This window comes from Rhodococcus sp. O3 (assembly GCF_048897285.1).
Lineage (GTDB): Bacteria > Actinomycetota > Actinomycetes > Mycobacteriales > Mycobacteriaceae > Rhodococcus.
The window spans coordinates 1-20,999 of record NZ_JBMBTE010000043.1; the positions used below are offsets into that span (position 1 = coordinate 1).

Below are 20,999 nucleotides of genomic sequence, written 5' to 3' on the forward strand. Positions count from 1 at the left end.
CATCAGGGCCCGGTCGGGGGAAGTCGCGTCGCCCAACGTCAGATCCACGACGGTGCTGGGATCTCCGTTCGACACCGCCCGCGTGACCGTCGCCGTCAGCGGCAGCGTGATCTCGGGAGACGAGAAGTCCTGGCGGGGCTGATCACCGATCTGCTGGAAGACCTGCGAACTGGTGGTCAGGTCGATGTGCTGGACCGTGTCCAGGGCCGGCGTCACCCGGATCACGTCGCGAGGCTCGGCACCCGGGTCGAGGACCGCGGTCGTCACCGCCGACACCGGCACGGTGACCTCGGTGGACGTGGAACCGATGTCGGTCGCCGCGTCCGGGGAACTGCTGCACCCGGCGACGACGGCGGTCAAGGAGAGGGCAGCAGCGAGCGCGCGGGGCCTCGGGGGAGCGAATCTGGACAGCACTGGCACGTCACCCAGGGTAGCCACGAAGGGTGGGGTGGCCGTCGTCTCGCCAGGGTGAGGGATGATGGCACGGTGACCGACGACGCCTCCCGCGAAGACCCCAGCCCCGAAACACCGGGGCCCGACGCCGCCCCCGCGCCGGCCGGACGCCGGCTGATCGCGCTGCTGGGCGTGGCCGTCGTGGTCTTCGCGCTCGACCTGATCACCAAGGTTCTCGCCGTCGCCCACATCGATCCCCGCGATCCGATCTCCATCATCGGCGACACGGTGACCCTGACGCTGGTGCGCAACCCCGGCGCAGCGTTCTCCATGGCGACCGGCATGACGTGGGTGTTGACGATCGTCGCCATCGCCGTCGTGATCGGTGTCGTCAAGATCGGCCGCACCCTGCAGTCCGGATGGTGGGCCCTGGGTCTGGGCCTCGTGCTCGGCGGCGCACTCGGTAATCTTGTCGATCGGATCTTCCGTTCACCCGGCCCTCTGCAGGGACACGTCGTGGACTTCGTGTCGGTCGGATGGTGGCCGGTGTTCAACGTCGCCGACTCGGCGATCGTGTGCGGAGCGATCCTGCTCGTGGCGCTCACCGTGTTCGGGATCGATCCGGACGGGTCGCGCGCGGGCAAAGCGAACGACGCGGACGCAGCCGAGGAAACGGAAAAGGGAGCACGCTAGTGAGAGAAACCCGGGCGATGCCCGTACCGGACGGGCTCGACGGGATGAGGGTCGACGCGGGACTGGCCAGGCTGCTCGGGCTGTCGCGGACCGTGGTCGCCGCGCTCACCGAGGAAGGCGCGGTACTCGTCGACGGTGCGCCCGCCGGCAAGTCGGACCGACTGTCCGCCGGATCGTGGCTCGAGGTGGAACTGCCCGAGCCCCCACGGCCGCTGACCATCGAAGCACAGCCCGTCGAGGGCATGGAGATCCTGTACGCCGACGACGACATCGTCGCCGTCGACAAGCCCGTCGGGGTCGCCGCGCACGCCAGCGTCGGCTGGACCGGCCCGACCGTCATCGGCGGACTCGCCGCCGCCGGATTCCGGATCTCCACGTCCGGTGCTCACGAGCGCCAGGGCATCGTCCACCGCCTCGACGTCGGCACCTCCGGTGTCATGGTGGTGGCAACCTCGGAACGCGCGTACACGGTGCTCAAGCGGGCCTTCAAGCAGCGCACCATCGACAAGCGGTACCACGCGCTCGTGCAGGGACACCCGGACCCGAGCAGCGGCACCATCGACGCCCCCATCGGCCGGCACCGCAGCAGCGACTGGAAGTTCGCGGTGACCGCGGACGGCAAGCCCAGCATCACGCACTACGACACCGTCGAGGCGTTCCAGGCGGCGAGCCTGCTCGACATCCACCTCGAAACCGGGCGCACCCATCAGATCCGGGTGCACTTCTCGGCGCTGCGGCACCCCTGCTGCGGTGATCTCACCTACGGCGCCGACCCGCGTCTCGCTGCCCGTCTCGGCCTCGAACGGCAGTGGCTGCACGCCCGGTCGCTCGGGTTCGCGCATCCCACGCAGGGCCACTGGGTGGAGATCACCAGCAAGTACCCTGCAGATCTCGAACATGCGCTGGCCGTGCTGCGCGATGCCTGAGTTGTCGTGATCCGCCGGGTACTTCCGTGGGCGTGCGTGGCACTGCTGGTGCTCGCCGTGCTGCTCGCGGGGGTCCTCAACCCGGTGCGGCCCGCCTCGGTGCGTTCGGACGCCCTCGGTCCGGATTCGGGTGAGCTCGTCGCCGACTATCTGAGCCGTGCGGCCGAGAGCCTCGACGACCCGGCCGACACGAGCACCCCCCGCTGGGCGCTCGTGTCGTTCACCGAGCCGGTCGACGTCGCGACCGTCGCGGAGCTCGGCGACGGCTTGCGGGTCGCGCAGGTACTGTTCCGGGTCCCGATCGACCGGGTGCAGACCCCGTTGGTGACGGTCGCGGTGCCGCAGCATCCGGAAGCACTGCGCCGCGCACCGACCGTCGCGGCTTCACGGTTGCAGGTCCCGGCGAGCGGGAACGATCGCGCCGCGCGGGTTGCGGCGGTGTCGGCCGAGCGCCTCGCCTCCGGCTGCGCGTGCGTCGTCGGGATCGTCGTGTGGACGACCTCGGAGGACCTGCGGGCCCTGGCCGACGATGCCCGCGTGCGGGCAGTGGAAGCGCTGCCGGCCGACGCGGTCGCGGGACGGTTCGCGGTGTCGCCGCTGCTACCCGAGCAGGTGGAGGTCGTGACACCGGGACCCGACGACGGCGAACCCTGAGACACGGCACACTGGAGAGAGGTCCCGCCACGCCGGCGGGCTCGTCTCCGCCGAGGAGGTCCGTGATGGACAACGACCGGCCGTTCGGATTCGACCCCGACGACATCGACCGCGTGATGCGGGAAGCAGGTGATCAGTTCCGGCAGTTGCAGGAGCAGTTCGTCAGGTTCCTCGGGCAATCGAGCGGCCCGGGGCCGCGTCGCGCCCCCGAACCCGAAACGACCGGCAGCGCGGGTGACGGCGTGTGGGCGGTCTATTCGGTCGACGCCGAGGGCTTCGCCCGGGTCGAGCAGGTGTATCGCACCGAACTCGACGCGCTGCGCGCCCACAAGAACAACACGGATCCAAGTCGATCCGTTCGCTTCCTGCCCTACGGCGTGAGCGTCGGCGTGCTCGACGAGACCGACGACTGATTTTCATCGGTGTGTACTTCTGGCGGTTGGCGCCGCCATATGTGCACACCAGGCGCCCAGCGCCCAGCCGCCGAGGCAGAAGACAGCCGCGCGGTGCCCGCATCGCGCGGCTGTCAGCCGCGACGGCGGGAACGCTGGCGGGTGGCCCAGGCTGCTCAGGGGCTCTACCCTCGGCCCCATGACAACAGACGACTTCGGGGCCTCGACATCGGATCTCGCAGAGAGCCTCGGTGTTCCCGAGGACGCGGTGCTCGCCGCGACCGGATTCGTGACACTCGTCGGTGGCTGCAGCGGCGACCCCGAAGCCGGCGACAGATTCGCCGAGACCTTGTCCCTGTACGGTCCGGACCTGTTCCTCGATCTCGCCGATCCTGCTGTCGTCACCGCCGTCTTTGACCGCGTGCTCGAGTTCCAGGCCTTCGACACCGAGTCGATCGGCCGTGCAGCGGATTGGCTGATCGAGCACGGCCCGCGGCAGGTCGCTGCCGCCGCACACTGGATCGCCGGGGCCGCCGCAAGCTCCGGGCACATCGAGGACGCGGAGGGACACTACCTCCGTTCCCTCGCGGCCGACAGCGACTTCGGACCGGCGCTGCTGTACCTGGCGCAATACGAATCCGACCGTGGCAACGCCGAACGTGCGTTGGATCTGTACGGGCGGTTGGAGGACGGACGCGAACATCCGATGTATCAGCTGCTGTCCGGCTACCGCGAGAACAGGGACTACAGCCTGGCGGAACGTGCCCGCTGGCTGTACGCGAAGATCGGCCAGTTCGTGGAGCTGTCGCACTGGCGTATCCGGGCCGTGGAGTTGGCGTTGGTGCGCGCGTCCCACCTGCCGGGCGGTCACGAGAACCCGTCACTCGGCCTCGACGACTTCGTCTGGGATGTCGCACTTTTCGAAACCGGAGCGTTCGCCGAATTTCTGAGGACCCGGGGGAAACTGCTACCCGACGACGAACAGCTGCTCGCGCAGCAATGGCTGCGCGTCGGCAGATCCCTGTTCGAGGTCGACGCTGTCCGGCCTGGATCCGGTATCACGATGCGAGACCTGCGCACCGGTGATCGCATCGACGTCACCGAGAGGACCGCCAGCCGGCAGGTCAAGGCGGGGGAGCTGTACTGCACGCGGATCGTGCCCGTCGGCGACGGCCTCTGGAACATCTTCGGAGGCGCGGAAGCTGTCACCCTGCCGCAGCGGGGACCGCTGATGGCGCTGCTCGATGACGCCGAGGCCGACCCGGAAGAACTCGTGTCGTTCCTCAGCGCCCGTTTCGCGCCGCCTCGACTCGTGACGGCCGGCGGAGACGAGATGGTCTTCTGCACCGCCGAGTTCTCGGTGCCTTCCTCCGCAACCCTCCGGCGCAAGCTCAGTCGTCGCTTCGGTGCCGCTCGCGGTGACGAGTGGGCGTGGACCGACGGCGAGCGCGTACTCGGTGTGGTGCGCCTGGACCGCACGGGAGAGCCGTGGACGCTGACCGTCGAGGCGATGAGCGAATTCGACTTCGACGACATGATCGAACTGGTCGTCGCAGCGGCGCCGAACGCACGTGAGATCACCGAGTCACGAACCCCGGCTGCGGAGATGTTGGCGCAGGCGCAGCAGTCCGCGTCGGAGGTTCCCGGCGACCTCGACGACGAGGAGCTCGCGGCCATTCTCGACGAGCGGATCCGCGAATACGAGCAGGCGTGGCTCGACGAACAGATTCCTGCGCTCGACGGGCTGACCCCGCGGCAGGCCGCCGCGGACCCGACGCGCCGCGACGACCTGATCCACCTGCTCGGCACGCTTCCCGCCGAGGAACGACCCGGGGTCATGAGCGCGCGGCGGCTTCGCGAAGCCCTCGGTCTCTGAGGCGGTACCTGTCGCGTAGTCGGCCGGTACCGTCGCGGAGGAATAGGGTTGGCGGGTGACCGCCGTCGACCGTAGTACCAACAACGTCGGAGTCCTGTGCGGGATCGGCGCCTACCTGGCCTGGGGTATGTTCCCTGCGTTCTTCGGGCTTCTGGCGCCGGCCGGCGCGGTCGAGATCCTCGCCCACCGGGTGTTGTGGACGCTGCTGCTCATGCTGTTGTTGCTCGCGGTACTGGGCAAACTCGGCACCTTGCGCGGACTGGGTCTTCGAACGTGGGCGCTGGTCGCGGCGGCGTCGGCGGCGATCGCCGTGAACTGGGGAACCTACATCTACGGCGTGACGTCCGGCCGCGTCGTGGAAACCGCGCTCGGTTACTTCATCAACCCCCTCGTCAGTGTGCTGTTCGGTGTGCTGTTCTTCCGGGAACGGTTGTACCGTGCGCAGATCGCGGCGCTGCTGCTCGCCACGGTCGCGGTCGTCGTCATCACCGTCGACTACGGACGCCCGCCGATCATCGCGCTGACGTTGGCGTTGTCGTTCGCGTTGTACGGCGTGATCAAGAAGATCGTGCCCCTCGACCCGCGCACCTCCCTCACCGGGGAGGGGGTGGTCGCGGTGCCGTTCGCGCTCGGCTATCTGCTGTTCCTCACGGCGACGGGTACCGGAACATTTCTGACGGAGGGTCCCGGCCACGCGTTTCTGCTCGTCTCGGCCGGTCTCGTCACCGCAGTTCCGTTGCTGTTGTTCGGGGCGGCGGCGCAGCGCGTGCCGCTCGCAACATTAGGAATGCTGCAGTACCTGACGCCGAGCCTGCAGATGGCGTGGGGTGTGCTGGTTCTGCACGAAGCCATGCCCGCGTCGCGATGGATCGGGTTCTCGCTCATCTGGGTGGCGCTGGTGATCTACAGCGCGGACGCGCTGCGGCGGGCTCATCGTGCACCCCGCCGCGTGCTCGTCGACGACGTAGACGTAGATCGTTGACCGTCCCGGCCACGACCGCGGCATCAACAGCAGTCATCATCGAAAACCGCCGTGGCTTGGCGTCCATGCGATCAGGCGCACCCATCGGATGCTCGCTCTATTGCTCGGCGATCGTTGTCAGCACGATCTCATCGACCGGCAACGCTGCGATCCGAATGTCGCTGACGGCGAAACCACCCTGGCCGCTCGTGTTCTTCTTTGCCGACAGAGATGCGCTAGGTGGCCTGATCACGGGGCCGGGGCCGGGGGATCCAGACACTGAATCAGCTGCCAGGGTCAGAGCGAACGATTCGTGGCCTGTGGAGGAGAGAGAAGGGTTTGCCGAGAATTCGGTCTTCGATTCTATTTGCGCCACAATCCCGGTCCGTATCGACAAACGGACCGTCACCGTCTCGTTGCGGTCGAGCGATGCGGCCCACACGGTTCCGGTGGCGATGACGAGGTAGGAGCCGCCACTTTCAAGTTCGAGCCGGGCCATCGACTCGAAGGTGGTCTTTGTGACCAGGTGGTGGTTATCGTCCTGGAGGGCAAGTAGCTTGATGGACATGCGGGACCTCCATGCATGGATATGGCGAAACCGGGCAGGGGATCCGAGACGAATCGGAATTTCCGTCCTGGGACCAGAAGTACCGCCACGATGCCTTCGACGACGTGGAGATTGAAGTCCGGAGGCTCATCGCTATCCGCCAGTCGTCGTCTCAGCGTTCCCGCTCCACGGCCACGAGCGTCTTCCGTTCGTGATCGACTCGATAGGACTGCCCGCGTTTCAGTTGTTGAGGGTCGACGCTCAAGACCGCCAAACCGGCTTCCGCCTGTTCTCTTGCCTGAGGGGAGACGTAACTCAGAGCGGTCTGCTCCATCTGCTCGCGGCTGGGCGCCTCGGCCCCCGGCAGGTTGACCACTTGGTGAGTATGAAGGATTGTCCCGTCGCCCTTGTCGTACACGAAGAACACATATTCTGTCTCGGGTTCCAGCGCTCCGGAGTTTTCGGAGATGTCTCGTGACGCCATGTGGTCAGCTCCATTTGAAGATGTTGCAGACACCGGTGGCTTCCTGGCGGGCGCCGAGCGCGAGCGCGAAGGTGACGCTGCTCAGGAAGTCGTCGGTAACCGTGTTCGGCCAGTCGTAGAAGTTGGGGCCGAAGTCCGTCACGACCTCCGGCCCAGACGGGTTCGGGCGCGCCCGGAATCCGCGGATGCCCGAGTTGAGGAGCCCGCCGCCGTCGGCCTGCCCGAGGCTGATCTGGCCCACGGCATCGCGTGCGGCGAAGTTCACCTCTTTCGTGATGCTGCCGGTGGCGGACCAAATGAGTGTCCATTGCATGGCCGAAATCGGCATCGGCGGCCTCCTCCTCGTGCGGGCGTCAGGCAGCTAATTCACAGGCTATCACCGCTGGTAAAGCCATTGTCGTTGTTCTCGGCGCGAAAACTACAGGGCCCCAGATGTGGTCATCTAGCCATCAGGTCGGGTGCTCGAACGCACTCCCATATTCCTTGCCGCCTCGACTTGGCATGGACTCGGATATTCATGCTGTTCGATCACGGCTGTGTAGCTGATTGGCGTTCCAACAATTACGGTTCCGACCTGGCTCAGGTGCGTTCGTACCTCGGGCCCGATCAAGCACGAAAACCATCCGCTGATTCGCCTTTGCCCCAAGACCGCCGGCGATCGTCGTCCGAACAAATCAATTCGGATTGCCGACCAGCAGCTTTCCGCGACCGTCTGCGTACAGCCGCAACGACTGCGACCGGTCCCTGCGAACCTCTGACGTCGATGATGTACATCGACGATCGATACATCAGAGGAGGTCTCCGTGTACGTCGACATCTACCAGGCGATTATCGACAACATCCATCCCGCAGGCTTTGTGGATCCGCCGATGCCCACCTTGTGGGAAATATTCCTTACCGTAGTTCAGGGGTTCCTCACCTCGGGTTCGGCCTACTTCTCCGGCTCGACTGATGGGATCTTTTGAGACGCCACGGCTCTGATCGGCGGCGTATCGTCTCTGGCCTCGTACTCGGCGAGCATGAGGCCAGAGACGAGCGTCGCCAACTGATCGCTCATCACTGGGAGCTCGACCATCCTGGGTAGGGCGGCAGGGTTTGGTACGGCGCTGAGAACGTCTCGTATCTCCGTTGTGGGCGGGTTTCCGGTGGATCCGGGAACTTGTCGACGCAGGTGAGGTTGTCGTCGAAGTTCTTGGTCGAGAGGGCGTGTCGCGTGACAGTCCAGCCGCCGAACATGTCGGTCTGGGGTGCTCGTGCAGGACCCTCCGCGGCTCGTGTGTCCTGGGTGGTGCCATTCGGTCCGGGTGCGAGCTCTACCACTGCGGGGCTGGGGATTCGTGATCCGAAGTTGACGTATCCGCCCTCTGGTACGGCCGTCATGAGCGAGTAGTTCCCCTGGCAGACTACAGCTCGGAATGATTGGTCGGATCTCTCCACGGACAGGATGTGTGCGTAGAAGGTGCCGGTGTGGGGTAGGTCTTCGAAGTTTGTGCGGTCGTTGATATCTCTTTCCCGGGGTGGGTCGTAGACGAGGACTTGCGTGGCCTTTTCGAATCCTGGGTAGCCGGCTGCGGTGGAGTGAGCGAAGCTGGCGATGTAGTAGGACTCCAAGTAGGCGCGTACCGCGATCTCGGGGGAGCCGAAAAGATCGATACCGGGTTCGGCACTCCACCGGTAGTTGTACTGGATGAGACCGGGAAGTTCATAACGGACTGCTTCTGGCTGTTGTGTCGGTTGGGGAGCACTACAGCCCGACAAACAGAATGCGGTGACGAGTGCGGCGCTTATGATCCATCGCGACGTTGTAGGTCTGTTCATCTAGGTACTTCCTGTCGCGCGCTTTCGAATTCGGAGAAGAATGCATCGATCGGCATCCCGGACGACACAAGGGTGTCTCTCACTTGCGTATTGAATTCGGCCAGTCGAGTGTCGCGGTCGTCGGCTTCGATCGCTGCCGATGACAGAAGGCTGCCGTCAGCGGTTCTGTAGTCGTCCCAACCCGCATCCATCGGAAGATGCCCCCCATTCGCGGCTTGCGCGCCGAGTGCCATGTTGTAGTAGGAGGCCGTACGCGATGTATCCGTCGAAGCATTCGCCGTCATCGATTCGATCCGGTCGGCCGTGCTCAAGTACGCATCGCGCACCGATGGCGATGCGACGTCGATTCCTGTCGCCAGGAACGGACCCGCCACCGGGACAAACGAAGCCGACCCGTACAGGGCCGCTTTCGCGCTGTCGAACACCAACCCTCTCCTGTCCAGTGCATCTTCGGCGTCGTTCCGCCGGTTCTCCAGTTCGAGGGCAAGTCCGGTTTCGACCACGCCGGCCAGTCGTCCCGCCCACACTCCGTAGTGGATTCGCGAATCGGTGTTCGTCGCACCGGATGTCGCCCACACCTGCTCCAGCGACGCGACCGACGTCGACGCCTGTGCGGTCAGGTGCCCGGCCGCGTCGACGTCGCTCGACAGCACTGCGTAGAGCAGTGGCGCGTTCCGGAAGCCGAGTGCCCCGTATCCGTGTGTTCCGGTCTCCTCACCGGGAACGCCGACCATGTCGGCCAGATAGGGTGCCACGGCCTTCGCGAGACCTTGGGTCACAGCGGGATTCAGCTCACCGATCGATTTTCCGTCGGACCCGGGAACGTCGAGCAGTTCCGCATGGTGGCCGGACAGCAATTGCGAAAGGCCGAAAGCGGTTTCGCCTGCACGCGTGGCACGTTCGACCGACACGGGGTCGTCGCCGGTCGCTGTTGCATCGTCCGCAATCCACTCGAACATCCTCGCCACCGCTGGCTCGCCGGAGTCCGACCAATCATGTTGCAGGAGAGGCAGTATCCGCTCTTCACGGCTGCCCGGATCGACCACCATCTCGTGCACGCTCTCCTGGTCACGCCCACCGGCGGCGACCAGATGCTCGAGGAGCCCGTCGAACGTCGTCGATCCGGCATCCCGTAATTCGATGGCGCTTCGGGGGCCCGGATCGAGTGCGGCCAACTCGCCGGCCCGCTCGAGCAGTGCGCGATTGATCGGATTGTCCTGCTGCAACGCCGCGTCACCGGCCCCGTACGACTGCGCAAACCGGTCGAGCAGACCCGAGTCCGGAACGGCGGTGAGGAACACCGGGGGATTACCCACCACGACGTTGGTCGTGCCCGGCTTCTCGAAGAACTCCGCCACCCCTGCCGGCATACCGCCGAGGCCGGTCTCGGGTCCGGCGGCGAGTGCCAAACCGTTCGCCAGGAGCCGCTGCCCGTCGGCGGACCCTTCCGTACCCAACTGCTCGGACAGTTTCACGAACCCGTCGACCCCGAGCGTGCCGTACAGCTCCCGCACGTAGTCGAGCGTTGCCTGGGACATCACGATCTGTTCCCCGCGCGCCAGGGCTTCGAGCTGTTCGACGGTCGGTTGGATCCCGCGCAGGTCACGCAGCAGATTGTCGATGTCGACGGCGCTCAATTGCGTGCCGCCGGTGATCTTCACCGCGAGTTCGCGGGCTTCGAGGCCGGACATTCCCAGCGCGTCGGGGACGAGCGCGCGTAGGGCGTCGAGGGCGTTCCGGACCGCCTGTGCGGCCTCGGCGTCGGCGTCGGTCAGGGCGGTCACCGCCTGGCCGACCCGCCAGCGCCAGTAGTCGACCTCCTGAGGATCGTCGACGGACCCGGCCGCGACCTGCCAGTCGTCGCCCACGGAGGCGCCGGCGGCGTGAGCTGCGGCGACCGTGTCGAGCAGGTGGGTTCTCGCCGCACCGATGCTTCCCAGTGCGGACCGGTACGCCGCGCCGACGGTCTCCACGCCTTCGGCGCACCGGAGCATCCGGCGGCTTTCGAACTCGGCGCGTTCCTCCGCGGCAACCTGAGCATCGCTGACCCAGTAGTCGTGGTCGCGCATCAGCGACACATCGCGATGCACCGCGCGGGCGATGGCAACGAGCCGCCGCTGTGCTCCGTCGATCGCGTCCGCGGTTCCGCCCAGGTGCTGTGGTTGCCACCTCGCCACGGACGTCTGCCTCGGCGTCACGCGACCTCCCCGGCATTGCGGATGAGGGACGCGAACTCGTCCTCGGCGATCACGTAGCCCTGCGCACCGCCCCCGGCGATGTAGGCCATCTGGTCGATCGGCCCGGCGAGCACGTCGAAGGCTCCCGCCAGCACAGCGACCGCCTCCGCCGAGACCGCGGCGAGTTGCGACCCCTCCAGCGAATGCGGCAGTTGCTCGAGGTCGTACCACGGGCCGGTCCGGTGGGAGTTTCCCGCGCGCCGGACCTCGTCCGCGTGGTTCATCAGCGTGGTGGCGAGCGCGGCGAGCATCTCCGGATCGACCTTCACCGCGACCGCCCGCCGCGGCCGGGAAAACGCACGCATGCCGAACAGAACAAGATCACCATGGCCCCCCTGTGGTGTCGGGTTCACCCCGATCGCAGGGTCCCCCGACCCCGACGCAGAGGGCAGCTTACACACGGGTGTGTGACGGTCACCATGCCGGGAACGAAGACCCGCAGCAGGCGCGGTGTGGCTGACCGAACACGTCGCCGTGGGGGCCTACACTCATCGGTGCCCACTGACTTCCGGGAGTGACACGCGTGGCTGACTCGTTCGTTCATCTGCACAACCACACCGAGTACTCGATGCTCGACGGTGCCGCGAAGGTCGGGCCCCTGTTCAAGGAGGCCGAACGGCTCGGGATGACGGCGGTCGGCATGACCGACCACGGAAACATGTACGGCGCGAGCGAGTTCTACAACGCCGCGAAGAAGTTCGGGATCAAGCCGATCATCGGCATCGAGGCGTACATCGCCCCGGAGTCCCGGTTCAACACCAAGCGTGTGCTGTGGGGCGATCCCAGCCAGAAATCCGACGACGTGTCCGGCTCGGGCTCCTACACCCACATGACGATGGTCGCGGAGAACGCGACGGGCCTGCGGAACCTGTTCAAGCTGTCTTCGCTCGCCTCCATCGAGGGTCAGCTCGGCAAGTGGGCCCGCATGGACGAGGAACTGATCGCCGCGCACGCCGAGGGCATCATCGCCACGACGGGCTGCCCGTCCGGTGAGATCCAGACGCGGCTGCGTCTCGGTCACGACCGCGAGGCACTCGAGGCCGCCGCGAAGTGGCAGGAGATCTGGGGCAAGGACAATTTCTTCCTCGAACTGATGGACCACGGCCTGTCCATCGAGCGGCGCGTCCGCGAGGGCCTGCTCGAGATCGGACGCAAGCTGGGTATCCCTCCGCTCGCGACGAACGACTGCCACTACGTGACGAAGGACGCCGCCGAGAACCACGAGGCGCTGCTGTGCATCCAGACCGGTAAGACGCTCTCGGATCCGACCCGCTTCAAGTTCGACGGTGACGGCTACTACCTCAAGTCCGCCGAGGAGATGCGTGCCATCTGGGACTCGGAGGTTCCCGGCGCGTGCGACAACTCGGTGCTCATCGGCGAGCGCGTCCAGTCCTACGACGACGTGTGGAAGCACCGCGATCGCATGCCGATCTTCCCGGTGCCCGAGGGACACACGCAGGAGAGCTTCCTGCGGCACGAGGTGATGCGCGGCCTGGAGCGGAGGTTCCCGGGCGGTCCGCCGGAGGAATACCTCGCCCGCGCCGACTACGAGATCGGCGTCATCAACGAGATGGGATTCCCCGCCTACTTCCTGGTGGTCGGCGACCTCATCAACCACGCCAGGAGCGTCGGCATCCGGGTCGGCCCGGGCCGTGGTTCGGCGGCCGGTTCGCTCGTCGCCTACGCGATGGGCATCACGAACATCGACCCGATCCCGCACGGTCTGCTGTTCGAGCGGTTCCTCAACCCCGAACGTGTCTCCATGCCCGATATCGATATCGACTTCGACGATCGTCGCCGCGGCGAGATGGTGCGCTACGCGTCGGAGAAGTGGGGCAACGACAAGGTCGCCCAGGTCATCACGTTCGGCACCATCAAGACCAAGGCCGCCATCAAGGACTCGGCCCGCGTGCAGTTCGGTCAGCCCGGCTTCGCGATCGCCGACCAGATCACCAAGGCCCTGCCGCCGCCGATCATGGCGAAGGACATCTCGGTCTCCGGCATCACCGACCCGAATCACGAGCGGTACAAGGAAGCCACCGAGGTTCGCGCGCTGATCGACTCGAACCCGGACGTGAAGAAGATCTACGAGACCGCGCTCGGCCTCGAGGGTCTGATCCGCAACGCCGGCGTGCACGCCTGCGCGGTCATCATGTCGTCCGAGCCGCTGATGGATGCGATCCCGGTGTGGAAACGCGCCCAGGACGGCGCGATCATCACCGGCTGGGACTACCCGTCCTGCGAGGCCATCGGCCTGCTGAAGATGGACTTCCTGGGCCTGCGCAACCTCACGGTGATCGGCGACGCGATCGAGCTGATCAAGGAGAACCGCGGGATCGACATCGACCTCGACACCCTCCCTCTCGAGGACGAACCGACCTACGAACTGCTTGCGCGCGGCGACACGCTCGGCGTGTTCCAGCTCGACGGCAGTGCCATGCGCGACCTGCTGCGACGCATGCAGCCGACCGGCTTCGACGACATCGTCGCCGTCCTCGCGCTGTACCGGCCGGGTCCGATGGGCATGAACGCCCACAACGACTACGCGGACCGCAAGAACAATCGGCAAGAGGTCAAGCCGATCCATCCGGAACTCGAGGAACCGCTGCGCGACATCCTGAAGGACACGTTCGGTCTGATCGTGTACCAGGAGCAGATCATGCAGATCGCGCAGAAGGTCGCCGGGTACAGCCTCGGCCAGGCCGACCTGCTGCGTCGCGCGATGGGTAAGAAGAAGAAGGAGATCCTCGACGAGGCCTACGACGGCTTCGCCGAAGGCATGCGGAACAACGGCTTCTCCCAGCCGGCGATCACTGCGCTGTGGGACACCGTTCTGCCCTTCGCCGGCTACGCGTTCAACAAGTCGCACGCCGCCGGCTACGGCCTCGTCTCCTTCTGGACCGCTTACCTCAAGGCCAACTACCCGGCCGAGTACATGGCCGCGTTGCTCACCTCGGTCGGTGACGACAAGGACAAGGCCGCGCTGTACCTGGCGGACTGCCGCAAGATGGGCATCACCGTGCTGCCGCCGGACGTCAACGCCTCGCGCGTCGACTTCGCCGCGGTCGGCGAGGACATCCGGTTCGGTATGGGCGCAGTGCGCAACGTCGGTGCGAACGTCGTCGCGTCGATCATCAAGGCCCGCGAGGAGAAGGGTGCGTTCACCGACTTCTCCGACTATCTCGGCAAGATCGACACGCTGGCATGCTCGAAGAAGGTCACCGAATCGCTCATCAAGGCCGGTGCCTTCGACTCGCTCGGTCATCCCCGTAAGGGGTTGATGCTCGTCCACGCCGACGCGATCGACGCGGTGATGAGCACCAAGAAGGCCGAGGCCATCGGCCAGTTCGACCTGTTCGGCGGCGCCGACGCCGACGAGTCGGTGACGTCGGTGTTCAACGTGAAGATCCCCGACGAGGAGTGGGACACCAAGCACCGGCTCGCGCTCGAGCGGGAGATGCTCGGCCTGTACGTCTCGGGGCACCCCCTCAACGGCATCGAGCACGTGCTCGCCGCGCAGGCGGACACCCAGATCCCGGCCATCCTCGAAGGCGACATCAAGGACGGCACCCAGGTCACCGTCGGCGGCATTCTCGCCTCGGTGAACCGGCGCATCAACAAGAACGGTCTGGCCTGGGCGTCCGCGCAGATCGAGGATCTGTCCGGTGGCATCGAGGTGCTGTTCTTCCCGCAGTCCTACTCGGTGTACGGGATGGACGTCGTCGAGGACTCCGTGGTCCTGGTCAAGGCACGCGTGTCGATCCGCGACGACCGGATCTCCCTCATCGCCAACGACCTTGCGGTACCGGATCTTTCGCAGATCGGTGTCGCCAAGCCGCTGTCGGTGTCGATGCCGACGCGGCTGTGCACACCGGACAAGGTGGGGGCGCTCAAGAACGTCCTGACCCGCCATCCGGGCACCTCGGATGTCCACGTGCGGCTGATCTCCGGCAGCAAGGTCACCTTGCTCAAGGTCGACGACAGCCTGCGGGTCGAACCGTCGTCGGCGTTGATGGGCGATCTCAAGGCGCTCCTCGGCCCGGGCTGCCTGGCAACCTGACACGCACGCGCGGAAGCGTCCCGAAAATCGGGTACTCGCGCGCTTCGGCGACCGTCGGGCCGGCATCGAATGCGTATCACTCGGGCATTCATGCGAGACGAAGATCATGAACAGGATCGGCGATCGGGCGGTTGTTCTCGGGGGCAGTACGGGCGGGCTGTCGGCGGCCCGCGCGCTGGCCGAGTTCTACGGCACGGTGACCGTGGTCGAGCGGGACGTGCTCCCCTCGGGGCGGAGAACCGGCACGGGGTGCCGCAGGGACGGCACGTCCACGAGCTGCTCGCGTCCGGAGCGGAGGCGATGGACGAACTCCTGCCCGGGCTGCTCGAACCGATTGGGCGGTATCGGCCATCCCGACGTGAGCTGCCCGCAACGGACCTACCGTGGACCCATGGACTGGTCGAAGGCTCTCGGAATCCCTGCTGCGGCGCTGGCCGCGGTGGCGTCGTACGACCTGCTCCAGCGTCGGCACGCGCTGCTGAGGAACTTCCCGGTCCTCGGTCACGGGCGGTATCTGCTCGAGGCGATCGGTCCCGAACTGCGTCAGTACATCGTCACCCGCAACGACGAGGAGCGGCCGTTCACTCGCGACCAGCGGCACTGGGTGTACGCGGCGTCGAAGCGGCAGAACGACACGTTCGGCTTCGGCACGGACAACGACATCGAGTTCACCGACGGGTACACGATCATCAAACACCGCACGTTCTCCCGGATCCCGCCGTCCGGAGCGCCGCACAGCGGTGAGGGACTGGCGGTTCCGTCGGCGAAGATCCTCGGTGGGCCGCGTGGGCGTGCGAAGGCGTTCCGGCCGGAATCGTTCGTCAACGTCTCGGCGATGAGTTTCGGATCGTTGTCGGCGCCGGCGGTGGTGGCGCTGAACAAGGGGGCGGCTGGCGCCGGCTGTATGCACAACACGGGGGAGGGCGGGCTGTCGCGGTACCACCGCAACGGCGCCGACCTGATCTTCCAGATCGGCACGGCCTACTTCGGCTGCCGCGACAGCGAGGGCCGTTTCGATCTCGACCGGCTCGTCGCGCTCACCGAATCGGCACCGGTGAAGGCCATCGAGATCAAGTTGAGCCAGGGCGCCAAACCGGGTCTCGGTGGTCTGCTGCCCGGCGCCAAGGTCACAGAGGAGATCGCCGAGATCCGCGGCGTGCCGGTGGGCCGCGACGTGGTGAGCCCGTCTCGGCACACCGCGTTCCACGACGTCGACAGCATGCTCGATTTCGTGGAGACGGTCGCATCGGCCACCGGTCTTCCCGTCGGGATCAAATCGGCGGTCGGCGACCCGACGTTCTGGCAGTTGCTCGTCGACGCCATGCGCGACGGTGAGCGTGGCGTCGACTTCGTCACCGTCGACGGTGGCGAGGGCGGTACCGGGGCGGCGCCGCTCGTGTTCACCGATTCGGTGTCGCTGCCGTTCCGCAGTGGATTCGCCCGGGTCTACCGGGAGTTCGCCCTGGCGGGGCTGGCCGAGCGCGTGACCTTCATCGGATCGGGCAAGCTCGGTGTTCCCGACAATGCCGTTGCCGCAATGGCTCTCGGGTGCGACATGGTGAACGTTGCCCGCGAGCCGATGTTCGCGGTGGGCTGTATCCAGGCGCAGAAGTGCCACACCGACCGGTGCCCGACCGGCGTGGCCACCCAGAACGCTTGGCTGTCACGAGGTTTGGATGTCCCGTCGAAGGCCGATCGGGTCGAGCAGTATCTGCGGGCGCTGCGCCGGGAGGTGTTCAAGGTGGCGGAGGCGTGCGGCGTGGCGCATCCGAGCCTGATCACCACCGAGGACGTCGAGGTCGCCGACGGAAACCGGCATTCGGTGACCTTCGCCGAGTTGTACGACTACCGGGAGGGCTGGGGCCTGCCCGGGATCGCCGACCGCGACGAGATCACCCGCATCATGGCGGCGACCGCCGCGCAGCGCCCGGGTGACACCGGATCGCACGGCGCGAAGACGAAACCCTAGAAGAACGAAACTCCAGAAGACGAACACTGGCTGCGGCTGTAGTGCGCCAGGCGAGCCCACCAGGTCACGGTGGCTGCGGCCGCCGCCGAGAGCACGGCGATCTGCCCGGACCCGGTGATGACGAACAGCGCGAACAGCACCAGGAAGCCGGCGACCAGGGCTTCGAGCTTGTACAGCGGCCACTCCGTGCCGGCGAGGTCGACGCCAGCCACGCGACGGGCCCGACGGGCCGGGCTGTCGAGTGCGGTCATCACGATGCTCCTACGGTGCTGGAAAGTCTGTCATCAGGGTAGTCGCAGTCGAGAATTCGGGTCAACGAACTTTCTGCTCCGGGTGTGCCGGATCACAGAAACGTGTTGACTGTTCGGTATGCCTCTGATCGGAGAATACGAACCCAGCCCGGCCACATGGGCCGCCGACCAGGTCGAGAAGTACGAATCCTCGGGCGGTACCGAGGGGAACACCATGCAGGGCCGACCGGTGGTCATCCTCACCACCCGGGGAGCCAAGAGCGGCAAGCTGCGCAAGACGCCGCTGATGCGCGTCGAACACGAGGGCACCTACGCCGTCGTGGCCTCGCTGGGCGGTGCGCCGAAGAACCCGGTCTGGTACTACAACGTCGTCGCGAATCCGCAGGTGGAGCTGCGGGACGGTGCCGAGGTGAAGGACATGACCGCTCGCGAGGTCCACGGCGACGAGAAGGCCGTGTGGTGGAAACGCGCGGTCGAGGCGTTCCCCGACTACGCCGAGTACCAGAAGAAGACGGACCGGCAGATCCCCGTGTTCGTCCTCGAACCGAGATAGGGACCGACGGCCCGCCACATCACCCGCGCGCTCAGTCGAAGTCCACGACGGTCAGCACGAGCGGCAGGGCGTCACGACGCGGCCCGGGGTTCGGCTCGTCGAGCAGCTCGCCGCTCTCGGCGTCGAGCGTGCCCACGACGCTGAACTCGTCGAGCACGTACGGGACGTTGTCGGACGAGAAGACGAGCGGCGTGCGACTCAACTGGAAGTGCAGGTGGGCCGCCGACGAGTTGCCCGAATTGCCGAGCCGGGCGATCTCGTCCCCTTCGGACACACGGTCTCCGACCTCCACCGTGGGAGAACCGGGAGCCAGGTGGTAGTAGACGGCGAAGAGGTCGGGGGCCAGTTCGAGGGCGACCATGTTCCCGCCGAGGTTGGCGAGCGTGAAGCCCGGCCCGAGGGGCAGTTCTCCGGGCGGCGTGTCGGGATCGGAGGCGTGGACGGCCACGACGGTGGCGTCGGCGACCGCGAGCACCGGGGTGCCGTAGGCGAGGTAGTTCTCGTTCTGTGCCGGATCGCCGTCGACCTCGACGCTCGGTTCGTAGCCGTGCTCACGGGTCGCCGCGACGTCGATCCTGCTCATGTCGATCGCGAACCGCTCGGCTCCGTTGATCCGGCCGCCCACCGGGAGGAGGACGTTGCGATGCGCGTTGAGAGTGCAGCATCCGTTCTCGACGATCCACCCCTGCCCGCGGAGCGGTGCGCCGACGACGACCGGCTGGTCGGTCGAGATCGTCACCGTCCCGCCCGTCTGCGTTACCTCGTCGGGCCAGAGAACCGCGATGCCGCCGTCGCCCGATTCCGGGGAGCCGAACGTGGTGGTGATCCGATGCGTGACGGTCGCGGGAACGGCATCCCGGCTGGGATAGGTGTCGTCGAGCACCAGCAGGGCGGTCTTGCCCGCCGGGATCCGGATTGCCGGGCCACCCTCCTCCACGGGTTCCGCACCGCCGTAGTCGGCGAGGATCATCGTCCGGGCGGCGACCTCGTCCTCCGTCAGTGAGGCCAGGACCTCGCCGTCGGGGGTGAGCGTCTCGACCGACGTGATGACGGCGGGCCGCGGGGCGAAGTTCAGCACCGTCAGCTCGTAGGCCACGTGGAAGAGTTCGTCCGAGCCCAGGACTGGGATCGGGTCGGGTGCAACCGCGCCGATGACGAGCGGGGAGATCTCGTCGGTGCCGACGGCCTCGGACGACGATCCCGCCGGGCCGCTCTCAGGCGTCGAAGTCGACGATGCCTCGCCGTCCGGGAGCAATGTGCAGGCGGTGAGGACGCTCGCACTCACCAGGAAGACCATCGCCGATCGGACTCGCCCGATCCATGCCGGCCCAGGCATGTCGTCAGTAGACCGTGTGCGCTGCGAATCCGCAAGCGATTGTCGGCGCAGATCGCCGCGGTCACGTGACCTGCTTTGGATGATCGGCGAGGTGGGTGGCAGCATTGACGGGTGACCACCTACCCGCACACCGCTGAACCGACTCGGACGCCCGTTGTGAACGTGGCCGACATCGACGCGGCGGCGGAGCGAATTTCCCCGGCGGTGGCACCGACTCCCCTCGAACATTGCCCGCGTCTGTCCGCGCTGACCGGCGCGAACGTCTACCTCAAGCGTGAGGACCTCACCCGGGTGCGGTCGTTCAAGCTGCGCGGCGCCTACAACGTGATGGCCCAGCTCAGCGACGCAGAACGGGCTGCGGGGGTCGTGACGGCCAGTGCCGGCAACCACGCGCAGGGTGTCGCGTACGCGTGCCGGTCGATGGGAATCCAGGGGCGCATCTACGTGCCCGCGCGTACCCCCAAGCAGAAGTGCGACCGGATCCGCGTCCACGGTGGCGAATTCGTCGAACTCATCCCGATCGGCGACACCTTCGACGCCGCGGCCGCGGCGGCCCGTGACGATGCCGAGCGCACCGGTGCGACGATGGTCGCCCCGTTCGACGATGCGCGCACCGCCGCCGGGCAGGGCACGATCGCCCGCGAGATCCTCGCGCAGTTGCCGGCGTCACCGGATCTGGTGGTCGTGCCCGTCGGTGGTGGCGGCCTGTTGGCCGGCATCGCGGCCTACCTGCACGAGAAGTCGCCGACCACGTCGATCGTCGGCGTCGAACCGGCCGGTGCCGCGTCCATGACCGCAGCGCTCGTCGCGGGCGGACCGGTGACGCTGCCGGAGGTCGAGCCGTTCGTCGACGGTGCCGCGGTCCAGCGGATCGGAAACGTGCCCTACGAGGTGGTGTCGCAGCTCGGCGCCGAGGTGGTGTCGCACTCGAGCCTGCCGCTGGTCGCGACGATCCGTCAGGACACGCTCGGCACTGCGGCGTTCGGGATGACCCAGGTCGACGAGGGCGCGATCTGCACCGCGATGCTCGAGCTGTATCAGAACGAGGGCGTCATCGCGGAGCCCGCCGGTGCGCTGTCCGTCGCGGCGCTCGACCACATCGCCGCGGAGCCGGGATCGACGATCGTGTGCCTGATCTCGGGTGGCAACAACGACGTCTCCCGGTACGGCGAGATCATCGAGCGGTCGCTGGTGCACCGGGGGCTCAAGCACTACTTCCTGGTGGATTTCCCGCAGGAGCCGGGCGCGTTGCGGCGGTTCCTGGACGAGGTGCTCGGGCCGGACGACGACATCACCCTGTTCGAGTACGTCAAGCGCAACAACCGCGAGACGGGCGCGGCGCTGGTCGGCATCGAACTCGGCGCCGCCGACGGTCTGGCGCCGTTGCTGGCACGCATGGATGCGTCCCGGCTCGAAGTGCAACGCCTCGAGCCGGGCTCACCGGCCTACCGGTACCTGACCTAGCGCCGGGCGCCGGGAGCGGGACGGTGTGCAGGTTCGCTGTGCAGGATCACTCCCTGTGCAGGGTCACCAGGGGCTGCACACCAGCCACGGTCCGAACCAGAAGCAGTCCGCGCGCCACGGGTTGTCCCAGCGGTTGTTCCAGCCGCGGTCCCAATCCCGGCCGCGATCGCGGTCCTTCTTGTTCCAATCCTTGTTCCAGTCGTTCCGGTCCTTGTCGTGCCGGTCGTACGGGTTGTGGTTGACGGGCTGCACGGCGGTCACCCCGGGCGAAGGATCGACCGCCGGGGTAGCGGCGGCGATGCTGGCCGGTGCGACGAGAAGTGTGGTGGTGAGGAACGTACCCGCCAGCATTTTCTTGAGATTCATGACGATCACCTCGGAAATG

At 66.8% G+C, this 20,999-nt stretch carries 20 protein-coding genes and 1 pseudogene; 11 read left to right on the forward strand and 10 right to left on the reverse strand.

Annotated elements, in window-relative coordinates; translation table 11 throughout:
* Window positions 1-420 (reverse strand): annotated as a pseudogene (locus ACN675_RS14155) (hypothetical protein); the annotation flags it as partial.
* 66 nt (window positions 421-486) lie between these two features.
* On the opposite strand from ACN675_RS14155, the gene lspA reads away from it, so the two are divergent.
* The 6 genes from lspA to rarD all read left to right on the forward strand — a co-directional run bounded on the left by lspA (window position 487) and on the right by rarD (window position 5,916).
* The gene (lspA, locus tag ACN675_RS14160) at window positions 487-1,086 is read left to right on the forward strand and encodes a signal peptidase II (RefSeq protein ID WP_420751444.1); all 600 of its coding nucleotides are present in this window, start codon (window positions 487-489) and stop codon (window positions 1,084-1,086) included.
* Window positions 1,087-1,103: 17 nt separating this feature from the next.
* Window positions 1,104-2,012: an RluA family pseudouridine synthase gene (locus ACN675_RS14165; protein WP_420751483.1), complete on the forward strand. Its 909-nt coding sequence runs from the start codon at window positions 1,104-1,106 to the stop codon at window positions 2,010-2,012.
* A 9-nt stretch (window positions 2,013-2,021) separates the two neighbouring features.
* The gene (locus ACN675_RS14170; protein ID WP_420751484.1) at window positions 2,022-2,666 is read left to right on the forward strand and encodes a hypothetical protein; all 645 of its coding nucleotides are present in this window, start codon (window positions 2,022-2,024) and stop codon (window positions 2,664-2,666) included.
* Window positions 2,667-2,731: 65 nt separating this feature from the next.
* A complete protein-coding gene (locus tag ACN675_RS14175; RefSeq protein ID WP_420751445.1) occupies window positions 2,732-3,079 on the forward strand; it encodes a hypothetical protein in 348 nt (115 codons plus the stop codon).
* 178 nt (window positions 3,080-3,257) lie between these two features.
* Window positions 3,258-4,934, forward strand: coding sequence for a hypothetical protein (locus tag ACN675_RS14180; protein ID WP_420751446.1), 1,677 nt, complete (start codon window positions 3,258-3,260; stop codon window positions 4,932-4,934).
* 55 nt (window positions 4,935-4,989) lie between these two features.
* A complete protein-coding gene (rarD, locus tag ACN675_RS14185) occupies window positions 4,990-5,916 on the forward strand; it encodes an EamA family transporter RarD (protein ID WP_420751447.1) in 927 nt (308 codons plus the stop codon).
* 97 nt (window positions 5,917-6,013) lie between these two features.
* Here rarD and ACN675_RS14190 read toward each other — a convergent pair whose 3' ends face one another.
* From ACN675_RS14190 to ACN675_RS14200, 3 genes are all read right to left on the reverse strand, one after another.
* Window positions 6,014-6,463, reverse strand: a complete 450-nt coding sequence (locus ACN675_RS14190; RefSeq protein WP_420751448.1) for a hypothetical protein — start codon at window positions 6,461-6,463, stop codon at window positions 6,014-6,016.
* Between the two features lie 151 nt (window positions 6,464-6,614).
* On the reverse strand, window positions 6,615-6,926 hold the full coding sequence (locus ACN675_RS14195) for a hypothetical protein (protein ID WP_420751449.1): 312 nt from the start codon (window positions 6,924-6,926) through the stop codon (window positions 6,615-6,617).
* Between the two features lie 4 nt (window positions 6,927-6,930).
* On the reverse strand, window positions 6,931-7,254 hold the full coding sequence (locus ACN675_RS14200; RefSeq protein WP_420751450.1) for a hypothetical protein: 324 nt from the start codon (window positions 7,252-7,254) through the stop codon (window positions 6,931-6,933).
* A 475-nt stretch (window positions 7,255-7,729) separates the two neighbouring features.
* Here ACN675_RS14200 and ACN675_RS14205 point away from each other — a divergent pair, with 475 nt between their 5' ends.
* Window positions 7,730-7,891 (forward strand): hypothetical protein, encoded by a 162-nt coding sequence (locus ACN675_RS14205; RefSeq protein WP_420751451.1) that lies wholly within the window; start codon window positions 7,730-7,732, stop codon window positions 7,889-7,891.
* Window positions 7,892-7,982: 91 nt separating this feature from the next.
* Here the strand turns inward: ACN675_RS14205 and ACN675_RS14210 are convergent, their stop codons facing one another.
* The 3 genes from ACN675_RS14210 to ACN675_RS14220 are packed head-to-tail and all read right to left on the reverse strand — an operon-like array spanning window position 7,983 to window position 11,286.
* Window positions 7,983-8,744 carry a hypothetical protein gene (locus ACN675_RS14210; RefSeq protein WP_420751452.1) on the reverse strand — a complete coding sequence of 254 codons (762 nt, stop codon included), beginning with the start codon at window positions 8,742-8,744 and terminating at the stop codon, window positions 7,983-7,985.
* On the reverse strand, window positions 8,741-10,942 hold the full coding sequence (locus ACN675_RS14215) for a hypothetical protein (RefSeq protein WP_420751453.1): 2,202 nt from the start codon (window positions 10,940-10,942) through the stop codon (window positions 8,741-8,743). Before ACN675_RS14215 ends, ACN675_RS14210 begins: the two co-directional genes overlap by 4 nt.
* Window positions 10,939-11,286, reverse strand: a complete 348-nt coding sequence (locus ACN675_RS14220; protein WP_420751454.1) for a hypothetical protein — start codon at window positions 11,284-11,286, stop codon at window positions 10,939-10,941. Before ACN675_RS14220 ends, ACN675_RS14215 begins: the two co-directional genes overlap by 4 nt.
* A 218-nt stretch (window positions 11,287-11,504) precedes the next feature.
* On the opposite strand from ACN675_RS14220, the gene dnaE reads away from it, so the two are divergent.
* Both dnaE and ACN675_RS14230 read left to right on the forward strand, forming a co-directional pair.
* Complete coding sequence (gene dnaE, locus ACN675_RS14225) at window positions 11,505-15,041, forward strand: DNA polymerase III subunit alpha (protein WP_420751455.1); 3,537 nt, start codon at window positions 11,505-11,507, stop codon at window positions 15,039-15,041.
* 391 nt (window positions 15,042-15,432) lie between these two features.
* On the forward strand, window positions 15,433-17,010 hold the full coding sequence (locus ACN675_RS14230; protein ID WP_420751456.1) for an FMN-binding glutamate synthase family protein: 1,578 nt from the start codon (window positions 15,433-15,435) through the stop codon (window positions 17,008-17,010).
* On the opposite strand, the gene ACN675_RS14235 is transcribed toward ACN675_RS14230, so the two are convergent.
* Window positions 17,007-17,261 carry a hypothetical protein gene (locus ACN675_RS14235; RefSeq protein ID WP_420751457.1) on the reverse strand — a complete coding sequence of 85 codons (255 nt, stop codon included), beginning with the start codon at window positions 17,259-17,261 and terminating at the stop codon, window positions 17,007-17,009. The two genes, ACN675_RS14230 and ACN675_RS14235, sit on opposite strands and share 4 nt — an antisense overlap.
* 118 nt (window positions 17,262-17,379) lie before the next feature.
* Here ACN675_RS14235 and ACN675_RS14240 point away from each other — a divergent pair, with 118 nt between their 5' ends.
* Window positions 17,380-17,814 (forward strand): nitroreductase family deazaflavin-dependent oxidoreductase, encoded by a 435-nt coding sequence (locus ACN675_RS14240; protein ID WP_420751458.1) that lies wholly within the window; start codon window positions 17,380-17,382, stop codon window positions 17,812-17,814.
* A gap of 31 nt (window positions 17,815-17,845) precedes the next feature.
* Here the strand turns inward: ACN675_RS14240 and ACN675_RS14245 are convergent, their stop codons facing one another.
* Entirely contained in the window at window positions 17,846-19,099 is a 1,254-nt protein-coding gene (locus tag ACN675_RS14245; protein WP_420751459.1) for a peptidoglycan DD-metalloendopeptidase family protein, read from the reverse strand.
* A 162-nt stretch (window positions 19,100-19,261) separates the two neighbouring features.
* On the opposite strand from ACN675_RS14245, the gene ilvA reads away from it, so the two are divergent.
* Window positions 19,262-20,614: a threonine ammonia-lyase IlvA gene (gene ilvA, locus ACN675_RS14250; protein WP_420751460.1), complete on the forward strand. Its 1,353-nt coding sequence runs from the start codon at window positions 19,262-19,264 to the stop codon at window positions 20,612-20,614.
* Between the two features lie 63 nt (window positions 20,615-20,677).
* Here ilvA and ACN675_RS14255 read toward each other — a convergent pair whose 3' ends face one another.
* Window positions 20,678-20,980 carry a hypothetical protein gene (locus tag ACN675_RS14255; protein WP_420751461.1) on the reverse strand — a complete coding sequence of 101 codons (303 nt, stop codon included), beginning with the start codon at window positions 20,978-20,980 and terminating at the stop codon, window positions 20,678-20,680.
* Window positions 20,981-20,999 lie beyond the last annotated feature (19 nt).

Excerpts from the sequence above, each read along its gene's own strand:
- ACN675_RS14165 (WP_420751483.1), top strand. The coding sequence starts at position 1,104 with ATGCCCGTACCGGACGGGCTCGACGGGATGAGGGTCGACGCGGGACTG.
- ACN675_RS14175 (WP_420751445.1), top strand. The coding sequence starts at position 2,732 with ATGGACAACGACCGGCCGTTCGGATTCGACCCCGACGACATCGACCGC.
- ACN675_RS14180 (WP_420751446.1), top strand. The coding sequence starts at position 3,258 with ATGACAACAGACGACTTCGGGGCCTCGACATCGGATCTCGCAGAGAGC.
- ACN675_RS14190 (WP_420751448.1), bottom strand. The coding sequence starts at position 6,463 with ATGTCCATCAAGCTACTTGCCCTCCAGGACGATAACCACCACCTGGTC.
- ACN675_RS14195 (WP_420751449.1), bottom strand. The coding sequence starts at position 6,926 with ATGGCGTCACGAGACATCTCCGAAAACTCCGGAGCGCTGGAACCCGAG.
- ACN675_RS14200 (WP_420751450.1), bottom strand. The coding sequence starts at position 7,254 with ATGCCGATTTCGGCCATGCAATGGACACTCATTTGGTCCGCCACCGGC.
- ACN675_RS14210 (WP_420751452.1), bottom strand. The coding sequence starts at position 8,744 with ATGAACAGACCTACAACGTCGCGATGGATCATAAGCGCCGCACTCGTC.
- ACN675_RS14220 (WP_420751454.1), bottom strand. The coding sequence starts at position 11,286 with ATGCGTGCGTTTTCCCGGCCGCGGCGGGCGGTCGCGGTGAAGGTCGAT.
- ACN675_RS14230 (WP_420751456.1), top strand. The coding sequence starts at position 15,433 with ATGGACTGGTCGAAGGCTCTCGGAATCCCTGCTGCGGCGCTGGCCGCG.
- ACN675_RS14235 (WP_420751457.1), bottom strand. The coding sequence starts at position 17,261 with ATGACCGCACTCGACAGCCCGGCCCGTCGGGCCCGTCGCGTGGCTGGC.
- ACN675_RS14240 (WP_420751458.1), top strand. The coding sequence starts at position 17,380 with ATGCCTCTGATCGGAGAATACGAACCCAGCCCGGCCACATGGGCCGCC.
- ACN675_RS14255 (WP_420751461.1), bottom strand. The coding sequence starts at position 20,980 with ATGAATCTCAAGAAAATGCTGGCGGGTACGTTCCTCACCACCACACTT.